Source organism: uncultured Bradyrhizobium sp., assembly GCF_936928535.1.
Lineage (GTDB): Bacteria > Pseudomonadota > Alphaproteobacteria > Rhizobiales > Xanthobacteraceae > Bradyrhizobium.
Window position 1 is genome coordinate 1 of record NZ_CAKZHY010000081.1, and the last position, 13,633, is coordinate 13,633.

The 13,633-nt window shown below is 64.4% G+C and carries 15 protein-coding genes and 1 pseudogene; 12 read left to right on the plus strand and 4 right to left on the minus strand.

Features of this window, described 5'->3' with window-relative positions:
* Positions 1 to 95 precede the first annotated feature (95 nt).
* The 8 genes from Q0687_RS12755 to Q0687_RS12790 all read left to right on the plus strand — a co-directional run bounded on the left by Q0687_RS12755 (position 96) and on the right by Q0687_RS12790 (position 5,173).
* Positions 96 to 563 (plus strand): hypothetical protein, encoded by a 468-nt coding sequence (locus Q0687_RS12755; protein ID WP_298876966.1) that lies wholly within the window; start codon positions 96 to 98, stop codon positions 561 to 563.
* A 144-nt stretch (positions 564 to 707) separates the two neighbouring features.
* Positions 708 to 956 (plus strand): hypothetical protein, encoded by a 249-nt coding sequence (locus Q0687_RS12760; protein WP_298876968.1) that lies wholly within the window; start codon positions 708 to 710, stop codon positions 954 to 956.
* Positions 957 to 982: 26 nt separating this feature from the next.
* Complete coding sequence (gene dapA / locus Q0687_RS12765) at positions 983 to 1,900, plus strand: 4-hydroxy-tetrahydrodipicolinate synthase (protein WP_298876971.1); 918 nt, start codon at positions 983 to 985, stop codon at positions 1,898 to 1,900.
* Between the two features lie 128 nt (positions 1,901 to 2,028).
* Positions 2,029 to 2,220, plus strand: coding sequence for a hypothetical protein (locus Q0687_RS12770; protein WP_298876974.1), 192 nt, complete (start codon positions 2,029 to 2,031; stop codon positions 2,218 to 2,220).
* A 17-nt stretch (positions 2,221 to 2,237) separates the two neighbouring features.
* Positions 2,238 to 2,621 carry a hypothetical protein gene (locus tag Q0687_RS12775; RefSeq protein WP_298876977.1) on the plus strand — a complete coding sequence of 128 codons (384 nt, stop codon included), beginning with the start codon at positions 2,238 to 2,240 and terminating at the stop codon, positions 2,619 to 2,621.
* A 91-nt stretch (positions 2,622 to 2,712) separates the two neighbouring features.
* Positions 2,713 to 2,838, plus strand: coding sequence for a hypothetical protein (locus Q0687_RS12780; RefSeq protein WP_298876980.1), 126 nt, complete (start codon positions 2,713 to 2,715; stop codon positions 2,836 to 2,838).
* Between the two features lie 97 nt (positions 2,839 to 2,935).
* Positions 2,936 to 3,571 (plus strand): uracil phosphoribosyltransferase, encoded by a 636-nt coding sequence (upp, locus tag Q0687_RS12785; RefSeq protein ID WP_298876983.1) that lies wholly within the window; start codon positions 2,936 to 2,938, stop codon positions 3,569 to 3,571.
* A gap of 33 nt (positions 3,572 to 3,604) precedes the next feature.
* A complete protein-coding gene (locus tag Q0687_RS12790; protein WP_298876986.1) occupies positions 3,605 to 5,173 on the plus strand; it encodes an AMP-binding protein in 1,569 nt (522 codons plus the stop codon).
* Here Q0687_RS12790 and Q0687_RS12795 read toward each other — a convergent pair.
* Positions 5,170 to 6,336 (minus strand): acyl-CoA dehydrogenase family protein, encoded by a 1,167-nt coding sequence (locus Q0687_RS12795; protein ID WP_298876989.1) that lies wholly within the window; start codon positions 6,334 to 6,336, stop codon positions 5,170 to 5,172. The two genes, Q0687_RS12790 and Q0687_RS12795, sit on opposite strands and share 4 nt — an antisense overlap.
* A gap of 264 nt (positions 6,337 to 6,600) precedes the next feature.
* On the opposite strand from Q0687_RS12795, the pseudogene Q0687_RS12800 reads away from it, so the two are divergent.
* Positions 6,601 to 6,723 (plus strand): annotated as a pseudogene (locus tag Q0687_RS12800) (MaoC family dehydratase); the annotation flags it as partial.
* Positions 6,723 to 7,574 (plus strand): CoA ester lyase, encoded by an 852-nt coding sequence (locus Q0687_RS12805; RefSeq protein ID WP_298876995.1) that lies wholly within the window; start codon positions 6,723 to 6,725, stop codon positions 7,572 to 7,574. The pseudogene Q0687_RS12800 and the gene Q0687_RS12805, both read left to right, overlap by 1 nt.
* A 67-nt stretch (positions 7,575 to 7,641) precedes the next feature.
* Here Q0687_RS12805 and Q0687_RS12810 read toward each other — a convergent pair whose 3' ends face one another.
* Positions 7,642 to 8,058: a hypothetical protein gene (locus Q0687_RS12810; protein WP_298876997.1), complete on the minus strand. Its 417-nt coding sequence runs from the start codon at positions 8,056 to 8,058 to the stop codon at positions 7,642 to 7,644.
* A 132-nt stretch (positions 8,059 to 8,190) separates the two neighbouring features.
* Positions 8,191 to 8,982 carry a fumarylacetoacetate hydrolase family protein gene (locus tag Q0687_RS12815; RefSeq protein WP_298876999.1) on the minus strand — a complete coding sequence of 264 codons (792 nt, stop codon included), beginning with the start codon at positions 8,980 to 8,982 and terminating at the stop codon, positions 8,191 to 8,193.
* Positions 8,983 to 9,205: 223 nt separating this feature from the next.
* Here Q0687_RS12815 and Q0687_RS12820 point away from each other — a divergent pair, with 223 nt between their 5' ends.
* Positions 9,206 to 10,741 carry a hypothetical protein gene (locus Q0687_RS12820; RefSeq protein WP_298877002.1) on the plus strand — a complete coding sequence of 512 codons (1,536 nt, stop codon included), beginning with the start codon at positions 9,206 to 9,208 and terminating at the stop codon, positions 10,739 to 10,741.
* A 4-nt stretch (positions 10,742 to 10,745) separates the two neighbouring features.
* Here the strand turns inward: Q0687_RS12820 and Q0687_RS12825 are convergent, their stop codons facing one another.
* Positions 10,746 to 12,047, minus strand: coding sequence for an MFS transporter (locus Q0687_RS12825; RefSeq protein ID WP_298877005.1), 1,302 nt, complete (start codon positions 12,045 to 12,047; stop codon positions 10,746 to 10,748).
* Between the two features lie 369 nt (positions 12,048 to 12,416).
* On the opposite strand from Q0687_RS12825, the gene Q0687_RS12830 reads away from it, so the two are divergent.
* Positions 12,417 to 13,631 carry an ABC transporter substrate-binding protein gene (locus Q0687_RS12830; protein ID WP_298877008.1) on the plus strand — a complete coding sequence of 405 codons (1,215 nt, stop codon included), beginning with the start codon at positions 12,417 to 12,419 and terminating at the stop codon, positions 13,629 to 13,631.
* Positions 13,632 to 13,633 lie beyond the last annotated feature (2 nt).

Below are 13,633 nucleotides of genomic sequence, written 5' to 3' on the forward strand. Positions count from 1 at the left end.
TATCTCCCGCCCCCCTCCCATCTCGTTTTCCAATGCCCCTCCCGCCATCCTGAAGAGGCCGGCCGACTGACCGACACTCGCCCCAGGAGGCTGACATGACCGTTGCTTTCCGATACTTCGATGTCCCCTCCCTCAGCGACCGCTTGCGCAATGCGCAAGGCATGACCGGTCCGCTGATGCACGAGATCATTGACAAGACCTGCCGACGAATCCCCTCGCTCCGCCAAACCGATCGCACTGCTCGCCTGATCAAACTGATCGATGCGGAGGCCTGGACCGATGCCGCGCTGGCACTGATGGAGCTGGAGCTGCCGCTGTGGCACGTCCGCCGCATCGCCTATGACGAAGGCGAATGGCATTGCGCATTGTCGCGTGAACGCGAACTTCCTGAATGGCTCGACGCGGCTGTCGAGGGATGCCACGGCGACCTCGCGATCGCGCTGATGTCGGCCTTTGTGGACGTCCAGGCCCTGGCTGTGGAAGCCTCGCGGCCGAGCGTTCCCAGTGTGCGCCCCGCCCCGGATGCGCTCTATGAACCGGTGGCTTGCGTGAATATCAGCTGAGCGGATACGAGGCCTTGAGCCTTATGGCGTTCCTATGAGATCGCCGCGCGCTCTCTCTCGAAATCCTATCCATTGAGAAAGATATTGGTCGGGCGACCAACGGGACGAGATCCCGCAGCGCCCGTCATTGGAAGGAATACCTCCGTGAAACTCGTCGAACCTCCGTCGTGCAGCTCGCTCTCGAGCATCGTGTTCATCGGCCAAAACCGTCGCGGCCAGTGGATCGCGCAGCAGCAGCACGGCCTCTATGGCGGTCTGTTCGTCAGCCGCGCGCAAGCCGTCAAATACGCCCTGTTCGAGAATGGACAGCATCCCGAGACCATCGTCGAGCTGTCGCGCGAGATCGAGCTCGAGATGGGTAAGTCCCCCGGCGTTTCGCAGCGCGCCGCCTGAGCCGGGCGCTATCCGGCGAGACAATCATGTTCATCCCTCCCTCAGCCTGGTTCACCGGCTTCATTCCGGATCTGCCGACGCCGTTCGATGCGTCGGATGGAATTGATCTGAAGGCCTTCGCCGCACTCTGCGAGCGCCAGGTTGCGGCCGGTGTCCCCGCCATCCTGGTCTGCGAGACGGCCGGCGAGGCACCAACGCTCTCGCCTGCGGAGCAGGAGCTCGTCATCCGCACTGCTGTCGACGTCATCAGGGGCCGCGTGCGTGTCATTGCCGGCGCGATGTCGAACGCGACCAGCCGCGCGGTCGAGCTTGCGCGCCGCGCGGAGGCCGCCGGTGCCGACGCCGTCATGTCGGTGGTGCCCGCCTACAACAAGCCGATGCAGGAGGGCATGCTGGCGCATTTCCGCGCGATTGCCGGATCGACGGGACTTCCTATGATCCTCCACGACGTCCCCTCCCGCACGTTACGGCCGCTGGCCGACGAGACGCTTCTGCGTCTCACCGAATCGCGCCAGTTCGTCGGCCTGCGAGATGGCTCCGGCGACGCCACGCGGCCGATGCGCCTCGCCCGACACCTGCCGGCCGGCTTTCGTTTTCTATCCGGCGACGATACCACCGCCTTCGGCTTCATTGCGGACGGCGGCGATGGCGCGATCTCGGAAGTTGCCAATATCGCGCCCGATCTATGCCGCACGATCTTCTCGCACGTCAGGCAGGGCCGCCTGCAATCGGCGCGTTATCTCGACAAGCGATTGATGCCGCTGATCGCGTGCCTTGGTCGAGAGAGCCCGGCAGCGCTGAAATATGCATTGAGCGTGCTCGGCCTGATGTCGCCGGCAACGCGGCTGCCGATCGTGCCGCTGGACGCGGCCGCCCAGAGAGAGGTGGTCCGCGCCTTCGCCGCCATCGCCGACGAGGAGCTGATCGACGGCATCGGTGCATAGAGGTGCGCCTTTATGGCCCTCCTATATGACTGCACCGCCGCCCGTCTCGCATTCCTATGCTGCAATGCTCATCATGAGAGGCAGATTGGGGCGACCGTCGCGTCGCCCTGCGGACAAGGACTTCTGACATGTCGATGCTGACACAGGGCTTTGAACGGTCCTCCGACTGGGCCGAACGCCCGGCGCTGATCTCCCGGGAACGCAAGGCCCAACTCAAGCAGGTCGCGCTGCGCGCGCTGGCCGTGCTGACGATGGGCGGGGTCCTTGCCGCACTCATCGCGCTGAAGACCGCCGTCTATGTCTGGCACCTTCACGCCTGAAAGCGTTGGCAACCATCATGACCTTGCAGATGTGTGAGGAGGCCGCCATGGCCGCGATTGCTCTTCAGACGATCCATCGCCAGCCACCACGGCCAGTGACGGAACTCAAGCCGCTCGACCCCGACGTGGTCAGCGCTGCCATTCCGGCCTTCTTCATCGGCCGCAACCGGGCTGGCATCTGGGTCGCCCGCGAAGCGCGTGGCCGCATCGGCGGACTGTTCCTGTTCAAGAGCTCGGCCGTGGATTTCGCTAACCGCCAGAGCGCGCCGGCGCGGTGCGCGCTGGTGTTTCCCGCCGAGACTTTCGAGCTCGACATCGAGAACCGCGGCAATCTGCTGATCGGGCTCGCGGAACATGCCGGGCGGGTTCTGGCGCGCTTCGCCGCGAGATCACGCAAATGATCGAGCTCAAGATTGCCCTGCTGCTCGCGCTGATGGCAGCGCTGCTGCTCGGCCTGCGCGCCACCGCTGCGCCCGCCGCGGACAGCTAGACGTGCAGCTCCTCAAAGGACATCTTGAGCACGCAGCCACGACCCTCCTGACCATGGCGCTCAGCCTGGTCTGGGGCGCGGTCCTGACGGTCGTGATCACGCTCGCCGCACGAGGCCTCGGCGTCTAGATCCCCATCGCTTCCGCACCGAGGGGCGCTTCGCACCTTGCGGAAAACGCCCCGGCCGATCTGGCGCCGCTTCGCGGAACCGTGTTAGATCGGCCGCATGAGCACAAGCAGCGTCAACGTCGTCGCCCACCCCCTGGTCCAGCACAAGCTTTCGCTGATGCGGGAGAAGGACCGCTCGACCAAGAGCTTTCGCGAGATCCTGAACGAGGTCGGGATGCTGCTCGGCTACGAGGTGACGCGCGACCTGCCGCTGGAGATGGTCGACATCGAGACGCCGATCGCCCCGATGCTGGCGCCGAAGATCGCCGGCAAGAAGCTCACGCTTGCGCCGATCCTGCGCGCCGGCGTCGGCTTTCTCGACGGCATGCTGGCGCTGATGCCCTCGGCCCGCATCGCCCATATCGGGCTCTACCGCGACCCCGAAACATTGCAGGCCGTGGAATATTACTTCAAGGCGCCGCAGGACCTGTCCGACCGTACCGTAATCCTGATGGACCCGATGCTGGCGACCGGCAATTCGGCCTGCGCCGGCGCCACCCTGCTCAAGGCGCGCGGCGCCCGCGACATCCGCTTCGTCTGCCTGCTGTCGGCCCCCGAGGGCATTGCGCAGTTCCAGAGCGAGCATCCCGACGTCCCGATCTGGACCGCCGCGATCGACGAGCGGCTCAACGATCACGGCTACATCGTGCCGGGTCTCGGCGATGCCGGCGACCGGATGTTCGGCACCAAGTAGACAGGTTTGCGCGATCGGGCTACTCCGGTTTCCATGCATGCTGACGATGCTTCCCTGCAATCGCTGATCAGATCGGAGATCACAGCCGATCCCGCCTTCGTGTTTGACGGCACGTCGGTCTCGCGCTCGGAGTTTTCCGGGAAGGTCGAACAGACCACGGCCTGGCTTGCCGCGCAGGGCATCGGAACGGGCGACGTCGTGGCGGTCTGGCTGGTCAACCGCGTCGAATGGGTTGCGCTGCTGTTTGCCGCCGCCAGGCTCGGTGCGATCGTCGCGGCCGTCAACACGCGCTATCGCAGCGCGGAGGTCTCGCATCTCCTGAAACTATCAGGCGCAAAGCTCCTGATCATCGAGGCGGCGTTCCGCTCGATCGATTTCGCGGCCATTCTCGCCGACATCGCCAAGACCGATGTCCCCGGTCTGCAAAAGCTCGCTGTGGTCGGCGCGGATGCGATTCCGGCACAATGGCCTTGCATACGCTTCGACGCCTTCGACACGCATTATCCCCCGGCTCCATCTCAGCATGACATCGATCTGCCCGTGCTGCTCTACACCACATCGGGCACGACCAAGGGGCCAAAGCTGGTCGCGCATTCGCAGCGAACGCTTGCGAGCCACGCCAACGCCGTTGCCAGGGCGCTCCAGCTTTCCCCGCAGCGTCATGCGCTGCTGGCGATGCTGCCGTTCTGCGGCACTTTCGGCATGACGAGCCTGCTCGGCTTCATCGCGGCCGGTGCCACTGTTCACGTACTCGACGCCTTCGAGGCGGCGCTGGCGCTGAAGATCCTCAGCGAGCACAGGATTACGCACAGCTTCGGCTCCGACGAGATGTTCCGCCGGATCCTTGAGCTGACCGGTGCGCCGTTCCCGCATCTGGAAGTCTGCGGCTTCGCCGCATTCCAACCTGGCTGGCGAGAGCTTGCTGCGGAGGCCGAGGCACGCGGCCTGCCGCTGTTCGGCCTCTACGGATCGAGCGAGGTGCAGGCGCTGTTCTCGATCGGGCGTGCAAGTGACGCGTTCGCCGACCGCGTCGAGGGCGGCGGCTGGCCGATGTCACCAGAGGCGAAAGTCCGAATCCGCAATACCGAGAGCGGCGAACTCGCAGGCCCCGGCGTCTCCGGCGAGATCGAGATCCGCGCGCCGTCGCTCTTCCTCGGCTATTTCAACAATCCCGAGGCAACGCGCGATGCGATCACCGCGGACGGCTTCTTCCGCACCGGCGATATCGGTCGCCTGCGCGGCGGCGCATTCGTCTACGAGACCCGCGCCGGCGATGCGATGCGGCTCGGCGGCTTCCTGGTCGCGCCCGGCGAGATCGAGGACGAGCTCAAATCCTGCGCCGGCGTTGCCGATGCGCAGGTTGTCGCGGTCGATCTGAAGGGCCAGGCGCGCTGCGTTGCTTTTGTGATTCCGGCGAAGACTCCGCCGCAGCAGGACGTGCTGACGGCGCGCCTGCGCGAACGGCTCGCTGGCTACAAGGTCCCGGCGCGGATCTATGTGGTGGATGCCTTCCCCGTCACCGACAGCGCCAATGGCGTCAAGATCCAGCGCGCAAAACTCCGCGACATGGCGATGGAGCGGATCGCGGCTGAACCAAGCTAATACGACTTTGCGAGGCCGAGCACCTTTTCGGCGATGAAGCTGAGCGCGAGTTGTGGGCTGACCGGCGCGATGCGCGGGATCAGGACCTCGCGCAAATAGCGCTCGACATGGAATTCCTTGGCGTAGCCAAAACCGCCATGGGTCATCACCGCCTGCTCACAAGCCGAGAAACCCGCTTCGCCCGCGAGGTACTTCGCGGCATTGGCTGCGGCACCGCAGGGCATGCCCTTGTCATATTGCCACGCCGCCGACATCACCATCAGCCAGGCCGCCTCGAGCTCGACCCAGTTCACCGCCAGCGGATGCTGGATGCCCTGGTTCTTGCCGATCGGGCGATTGAACACGGTGCGCGTCTTGGCGTATTCGGTCGCACGCGACAGCGCGAGCTTGCCGAGGCCGACGGCTTCCGCCGCGATCAGGATGCGTTCGGGGTTCATGCCTTCGAGGATGTACTGGAACCCCTTGCCCTCTTCGCCGATGCGGTCCTCCATCGGGATCTCGAAATCCTCGAAGAACAGCTCGTTGGAATCGACGACCTTGCGGCCCATCTTCTCGATCTCGTGGACCTTGATCTTCTTTCGGTCGAAGTCCGTATAGAACAGGCTGAGGCCGTGAGTAGGCGAGCGCACGTCTTCCAGCGGCGTCGTGCGCGCCAGCAGCAGGATCTTGTGCGCGACCTGCGCGGTCGAGATCCACACCTTCTGGCCGTTGACGATGTAGCGGTCGTTCTTGGCGACCGCACGGGTCTTGAGCTGCGTGGTATTGAGGCCGGTATTGGGTTCGGTGACGGCGAAGCACGCCTTCTCGCGGCCCTCGACCATCGGCGGCAGCATGCGCTTGCGCTGCTCTTCGGTGCCGAACACGACGACGGGGTTGAGACCGAACACGTTGATATGCACCGCGGAGGCGCCGGACATGCCGGCACCGGACTCCGCGATGGTGCGCATCATGATCGCCGCCTCGGTGATGCCGAGGCCAGAGCCGCCATATGCCTCCGGCACGCAGATGCCGAGCCAGCCGGCGTCGGCCAGCGCCTTGTGGAAGTCGTGCGGGAAACCGCCGTCGTGATCCTTCTTCAGCCAATAGGCGTCGGGAAAGCCTTCGCAGATCTTGGCGATAGCGTCGCGAATGGCTTCCTGCTGATCGGTGAGCGCGAAATCCATGGTCCTGATCTCCTTGCTGGGAGCCGCGCTTGCGCCATCTCCCGATCGCGTTCCCCACCCGAAGGCCATGGCCGCTTGCCGCGCCCCGACATGCCTTCGCTTCGCGTTCTTTAGCTCGAAAAACCGCATCCAGATACGTGAATCTGCCGACCAACTGTGTCTAACATGCATGGCGTCATGCGGTGCGAAGCGCCGTTATTTCGTGAGGAGGAAACCGCGATGGCCGGACTCTATTTCGAGGACTTTTCCGTGGGCCAGGAGTTCAGAGAATCCAGATCACGCCCGAGAGCCGGCATCGTCGAATTCGAGCACCACGCCTTGAACCAGAACGACGAGGTCGTCGGCAAATGCCGCCGCATGGCGATGATGCACAAGAGGCCGGTCTGATGCGCTCGATGCTGTTCGTGCCCGGCGATTCCCCGCGCAAATTCGAGAGGGCCAGCGAAGGCAAGGCCGACGCGTTGATCATCGACCTCGAAGACTCCGTCGTCACCGACAAGAAGCCGGAGGCGCGCGGATTGACGCGCGAGATGCTCGAGAGCCGCCCCGGCCTGCACCAGCTCTATGTCCGCGTCAACGCGCTCGATACCGGAATGACGCTGACGGATCTTGCCGCGGTGATACCCGGCAAGCCCGACGGCATCGTGCTGCCGAAATCGCAGGGCGGCGACGACGTGCGGCAGGTCGCGACCTGGCTCGAAGCGCTGGAAGCGGCATCTGGCCTCACGGTCGGCGCGACACGCATCGTCTGCGTCGCCACGGAAACCGCCGGCTCGATCTTCGGGCTCGGCAGCTACAAGGGCTGCTCCCCACGCCTTGCCGGCCTGATGTGGGGCGCGGAAGATCTTTCGGCGTCGCTGGGCGCAACGGAAAAGGCCTCGGGCGGCGTGTTCCACAGCCCCTATCGCCTCGCGCGCGATCTCTGCCTGATGGCGGCGGCCGCGGCGGACGTGGCGCCGATCGACACTGTCTATACCGATATCGACAATCTCGCGGGCCTCGAGCAGGAAACGCGCGCAGCGCGGCGCGACGGCTTTGCGGCCAAGGCGCTGATCCATCCCAAGCATGTCGACATCGTCAATGCCGCGTTCGTGCCAACGGACGCCGAGCGGATATGGGCGGAGAAGGTGATCGCTGCGTTCGCCGGCAATCCGGATGCCGGCACGCTGCGCCTCGACGGCCAGATGATCGACAAGCCGCATCTTCGTGCCGCGAAGAAGATCCTCGGCCAGAGCTAGGACGCAAAGGCCTGGTCATGATCGATCGCGCGGGCGGCGGGTCGGCTGTGGCTGACCGCGGAGAGTCTCAATCGAATCCCTGAACGGGTGGCGCCGTGGTTGCCGCCGCCGCTGCCGGCGCAATTGGAGCCGGTTGCGTCACGGGAGCGGCCTGTACCGGCGGATTGCCGGCCCCTCGCATCTGACCGTTGGCCTCCATCGCCTGGCGCGTGCGTGGCGGAGCAAGGCTCGCGGCCGACCGGTACGCCTCGCGACGTGGCGGCTGCCGGTGTCTTGCCGAACGCGAATCTCTCACGCCCCATGACCGGGCGATGGAAGGACCGGCGGTATAGCCGATCACCGCGCCCGCAACGGCACCGACCGGCCCCAGCACGACCGCGCCGGACACGGCTCCGATCGCCGCAGAGCTCGCGCGCTCCTGTGCAATTGCGCTTGCGGGCACGCCGGCCAGCATCACGATGGCAGTGATCAGAACCTTCTTCATCAGAGCGTCTCCCCCACCTGAGATCCCTCTGACTCAAATATGGCCGCACGAAGTTTGTTCGTTGCCCGACGCGGGGCAACCGCCGATGGAACTCCGGCAATTCAAGGGCCGCGGCCGGCAAGAAGCGCGGAGCTAGACGATCCTGATCGACATATCAGGCAAGCCGTCGAGCTTGCACAGCAGCACGTCGCCCTTCACCACCGGGCCGACATTCTCCGGCGTGCCGGAATAGATGATGTCACCGGCCTTGAGCTCGAACGCTTCCGACAATTTTGCGATCTGCTCGGCGACGCTCCAGATCATCTTGCTGAGATCCGAACTCTGGCGCACCGTGCCGTTCACCGCGAGCGAGATCGCGCCCTTCTCGAAATGGCCGGTCTTGCTCGCCGGATGGATCGGACCGAGCACCGCGGCGTGATCAAAGCTCTTGCCGATCTCCCAGGGCTTCTTCTCCGCGGCCATGCCGTTCTGGAGATCGCGCCGGGTCATGTCGAGGCCGAGCGCGTAGCCATAGACGTGATCGAGCGCCTTTTGAGGCGCGATGTTGCTGCCGCCGGATTTCAGCGCGGCGACCAGCTCGACCTCGTGGTGGTAGTTCTTGGTCAGCGACGGATAGGGATGATCGGCGACCTCACCGATCGCGACGTTCTGGATCGCGTCGGTCGGCTTCTGGAAGAAGAACGGCGGCTCGCGGTTCGGATCCGAGCCGCGCTCGATCGCATGCGCCGCATAATTGCGACCGATGCAGTAGATGCGGCGGACCTGAAACACATCCGTTTCGCCGACGATCGGAATCGTGACCATCGGCACCGGGAAGATCGGCTTGGGCGCGGCCTGCGCAGCGGCCGGCACCGTTTCCGCAAGACCCGTCGCCGCCACTGCGGCTACGGCCGTGAGCACATTTCGTCGTGTCGTCTTTGTCATGTTCTATTCCCTGGCTCGGGCAATCGTTTCCTCAAATCGTTCTTAGAGCCAAACGCACATCCGGCCAATGGGCCATCCGCTACGCCTAAAGTCGAGGCACAGCGGAAGTACCGGCGGTCCTTTTGTGCCTGGCGGATGTTTCGTGAAAAATTCGGCGTATAAACGTGGCTAACGGATCAGGTCGCTGCATTTTCTTTCTGCAGCGCGCATAAGGCGTCAGGCCGTGCATACAAGCACACGCAGACTACGGCGTAGGGCTCTTCGCGCGGCAGCGGCGGCGACGATCGCGCTGCTCGTTGCCGCAATTTCGCACACCGCGCATGCCGGTGAAACATCCGTTGCGGCGGCGACGCTGCAAGCGATCGGCAAGATCGATCTGCGCTTTCAGTCCTACAATATCGAAATGGTGGAGGTGACGGGCGGGCGGTTCTGGAAGCCGTATCCGCGCGCGGGCCACGGCTTCGATCAGCGCGATCGCTACAGCTTCAGGCCTCCGATCGATCTGTCCAACGCGCGCCTGCGCAGGCTCGCAGCCGCCCTGTCGCCGGCTTACATGCGCGTCAGCGGAACCTGGGCCAATGCGACGTACTTTTCCGACACGGAGAGCGCGCGTGCGAAACCGCCGGCCGGCTTCAACTCCGTGCTCAACCGCGCGCAATGGCGCGGCGTCGTCGATTTCGCGCGCGCTGTCGATGCGGAGATCGTCACCTCCCTGGCCATCAGTTCCGGCAGCCGCGACAGCAGTGGGGCCTGGCAACCGGATCAGGCTCAATGGCTGATCGATGTCACGCGCTCGCTCGGCGGTCGTCTCGACGCCATCGAGTTCATGAATGAACCGACGCTCGCAGTCGGCGCTCCGCCCGGCTATGACGCGACCGCCTATGGCCGTGACGTCAAAACGTTTCGCCAATGGATCCGGAACAGTGCGCCGGAAACGCTGATCGTCGGCCCCGGCTCGGTCGGCGATACCGCCTCCCCATCTGCCCCAGGCATCACCACGCGCGATCTGCTCACAGCATCCGGCCCTGGCGTCGACCGCTTCTCCTATCATCACTACAACACGATCTCGCCGCGCTGTGGAGGCCGCGACGATCCAGCGCAAGCGCTTTCGGAGCAATGGCTCGCGCGCACCGATTCCACGCTGGCGATCTATCGCGACTTGCGCGACAGCTTCGAGCCGGGCAAGCCGATCTGGCTGACGGAGACGGCGAATGCGGCCTGCGGCGGCAATCGCTGGGACAAGACGTTCCTCGACATTTTTCGCTATCTCGACCAGCTCGGGCGCCTGGCCAAAGCCGGTGTCCAGGTGGTGATGCACAATACGCTGGCCGCCAGCGACTACGGCCTGCTGGACGAGACGACATTCCGTCCCCGCCCGAACTACTGGGCTGCGCTGCTCTGGCATCGGCTGATGGGAACGACGGTGCTCGACGCAGGCCTCGCCGTCGTCCCGAGTCTTCACGTCTACGCGCATTGCCATCCGAAGCTGCACGGCGCGGTCACGCTGCTCGCAATCAACACCTCGCGCGACGCTTCGCGCTCGCTCGCTTTGCCGCTTCCGTCCGAGCGTTACACGCTCAGCTCCGCCCGGCTGCCGAGTGCCAGTGTGCAATTGAACGGCAACCCGCTCGCGCTTGTGGCTGGCGACAGAATCCCTGACATCGCGGGCGTTCCAACGCCGGCCGGCATGATCCATCTCGCGCCGGCCACGATCACATTCCTGACGATCCCCAGCGTGGCCAACCCCGCCTGCCTCTGACCGCCTACGACTTCAGCACGTCGCGCGCCGTCTCCGACGTCATCAAGGTCGCGATGATCGTGATGATCGAGAGCGCGATGATGTAGAGCGACACCGGCCAGTAGGTGCCGGCCCAGGCTAGCAGCGCGGTCGCGATCAGCGGCGAGAAGCCGCCGCTGAGCGCGGCTGCGACATTTGCCCCGAGCGAAGCGCCGCTGTAGCGCACCTTCGTGCGGAACAGTTCGGGCATGAAGGCAGCCTTCGGCCCGAACAGCAGCGCATGCGTCAGCGTCATCGTGACGACGAGCGCAAGCGTGATCAGCATTGGCTCTCGGGTGTCGAGGAACCAGAACAGCGGAAACGCCAGCGCCACCGTGAACACGCCGCCGGCGAGATACAGTGCCTTGCGGCCGAAGATATCGGAGAGCCAGCCGGCGAGCGGCAACGTCGCGAACTCGACGATCGCGGCATAGACCACCGCATTCAGGATCACCTGGCGCGGCACGCCGAGCTTTGCCGTGGCATAGACCACCACGAACACGGTGAGGAGATAAGCGAGCCCGACTTCCGACACCGTGATGCCGATCGCCAGCAGAAAGCTGCGCCAGTCGCTCCGCAGCACTTCCCACACCGGCTGCGCCAGAACTTCCTTGCGCTCGACCACTTGCTTGAAGTGCGGCGTCTCCGCGAGCCTCAGCCGGACGATGAAGCCGAAGCCGACGAGCAGGATGCTGATCCAGAACGGCACGCGCCAGCCCCAGCTAAGGAAGTCCGCTTCCGGCAGTCGCGTCATCAGCCCGAAGATGCCGGTGGAGGCCGCAACGCCGACGGGAAAACCTATCTGCACCAGGCTGCCATAGAAACCGCGCCTGTGACCGGCGTGCTCGGCCACCATCACCACCGCGCCGCTCCATTCCCCGCCGAGACCGATGCCTTGGATGAAACGGAGGATGACGAGCAGGATCGGCGCCCACACGCCGATCTGGCTGTAGGTCGGCAGGCAGCCGATCAGGAAGGTGCCGAGCCCCATCGCGATCATGGTCGCGACCAGCATCCTCTTGCGGCCGAGCCGATCGCCATAATGCCCGATGATGGCGCCGCCGATCGGCCGCGCCACGAAGCCGACAGCATAGGTCGAGAACGCCGCCAACGTGCCGACAAAGGGATCGAAGCTCGGGAAGAACAGCTTGTTGAGCACGAGCGCGGCCGCCGTGCCGTAGATCAGGAAATCGTACCACTCGATCGCAGTACCGAGCGCGCTCGCCCACACCACATGCGCCGTCGTCGATCGCTCCGCCGCGCCGGAGACCCCCGCTGCCACAGTCATTGCTTTCAGCCCCAAGCTTTCAGAGGACATCATGGTCAATCGCGATCGCTGTTGCAATCTGTAGAGGTATTGCCTCTCACAGGATAACACCGCGAGATTTTACGCGTCGCTGCCTCCACGACCGTCATTGCGAGGAGCTCTTGCGACGAAGCAATCCAGACTGCCTCCACGGAGAAAGCCTGGATTGCTTCGCTCCGCTCGCAATGACGGTGTTGAAGCAGTTGTGTGCGCTCTCTGTGACGGCACTCCGGCGATCGCGGAACTCGCCTCAACTCCCTCATTCGCCATTGACAAATTTATTCGCTAATATCTAATTTACCTCCATAACAACCGCCGCGCCAACCGGTCCATAAAAGAGAGGAAACTTCGATGAGAGGGCTTTTGGCCTGCGCCATGCTCGCGGCCATGATGTCTGCTGCCATGACCACAGCCGCCAGTGCACAAGTCTCCGACGACGTGGTGCGGATCGGCGTGCTGACGGATCTGTCGAGCTGGGGCCGCGACAATTCCGGGCCCGGCTCGGTCGAAGCCGCCAAGATGGCCGTGGAGGAGTTCGGGCCGACCGTGCTCGGCAAGCCGATCGAGATCATCAGCGCCGACCACCAGATGAAGACCGACGTCGGCGTCAATATCGTGCGCGGCTGGTTCGACAACGGCAAGGTCGATGCGGTCGCCGACATTCCCAATTCCGGCATCGCGATCGCCGTGCACAACATGGTGCGCGAGCGCAACAAGATCGCACTGCTGTCAGGCCCAGGTGCGAGCTCGCTGACGGACGAGCTGTGCAGCCCGAACACCGTGCACTTCACCTACGACACCTATGCGCTGTCGAAGGTGACGGCCTCCGCCGTGATCAAGGAAGGCGGCAAATCCTGGTACTTCATCACCGCGGACTACGCCTTCGGCCAGCAGCTCGAGAAGGATGCCACCCGCTTCATCAACGAGATGGGCGGCAAGGTGCTCGGCGGCGTCAAGCATCCGACCAACACCGCGGACTTCTCCTCCTTCGCGCTGCAGGCGCAGAGCTCCAAGGCCGACGTCGTCGCCTTCGCCAATGCCGGCCAGGATACCGACAACGCCATCAAGCAATCAGGCGAGTTTGGTCTCGTGCAAGGCGGCCAGAAGCTCGTGGGGCTTCTGATGTTCGACACCGACGTGCATGCGATTGGACTCAAATCGGCGCAGGGCACCTACATGACGACGGCCTCGTACTGGAACATGGACGAGGCGACCCGCGCCTGGTCGAAGAAATTCTTCGCGCGCACCAATGTGATGCCGACCATGATCCACACCGGCGTCTACGGCTCGGTGCTGCATTATCTCAAGGCGATCAAGGCGGCCGGAACCGACGATCCCGCCAAGGTCATGGCCAAGATGCGCGAGCTGCCGATCGAGGATACCTTTGTTCACGGCGGCAAGCTGCGCGAGGATGGCCGCGTCATCCGCGACATGTATCTGGCCAGGGTAAAGTCGCCCGAGCAGTCCAAGGAGCCCTGGGATTATCTCGAGATCATCAAGACCGTGAAGGGCGAGGACGCCTTCCGCCCCGTCTCCGAATCCAAATGCCCGCTCCTGAAGAAGTGAGG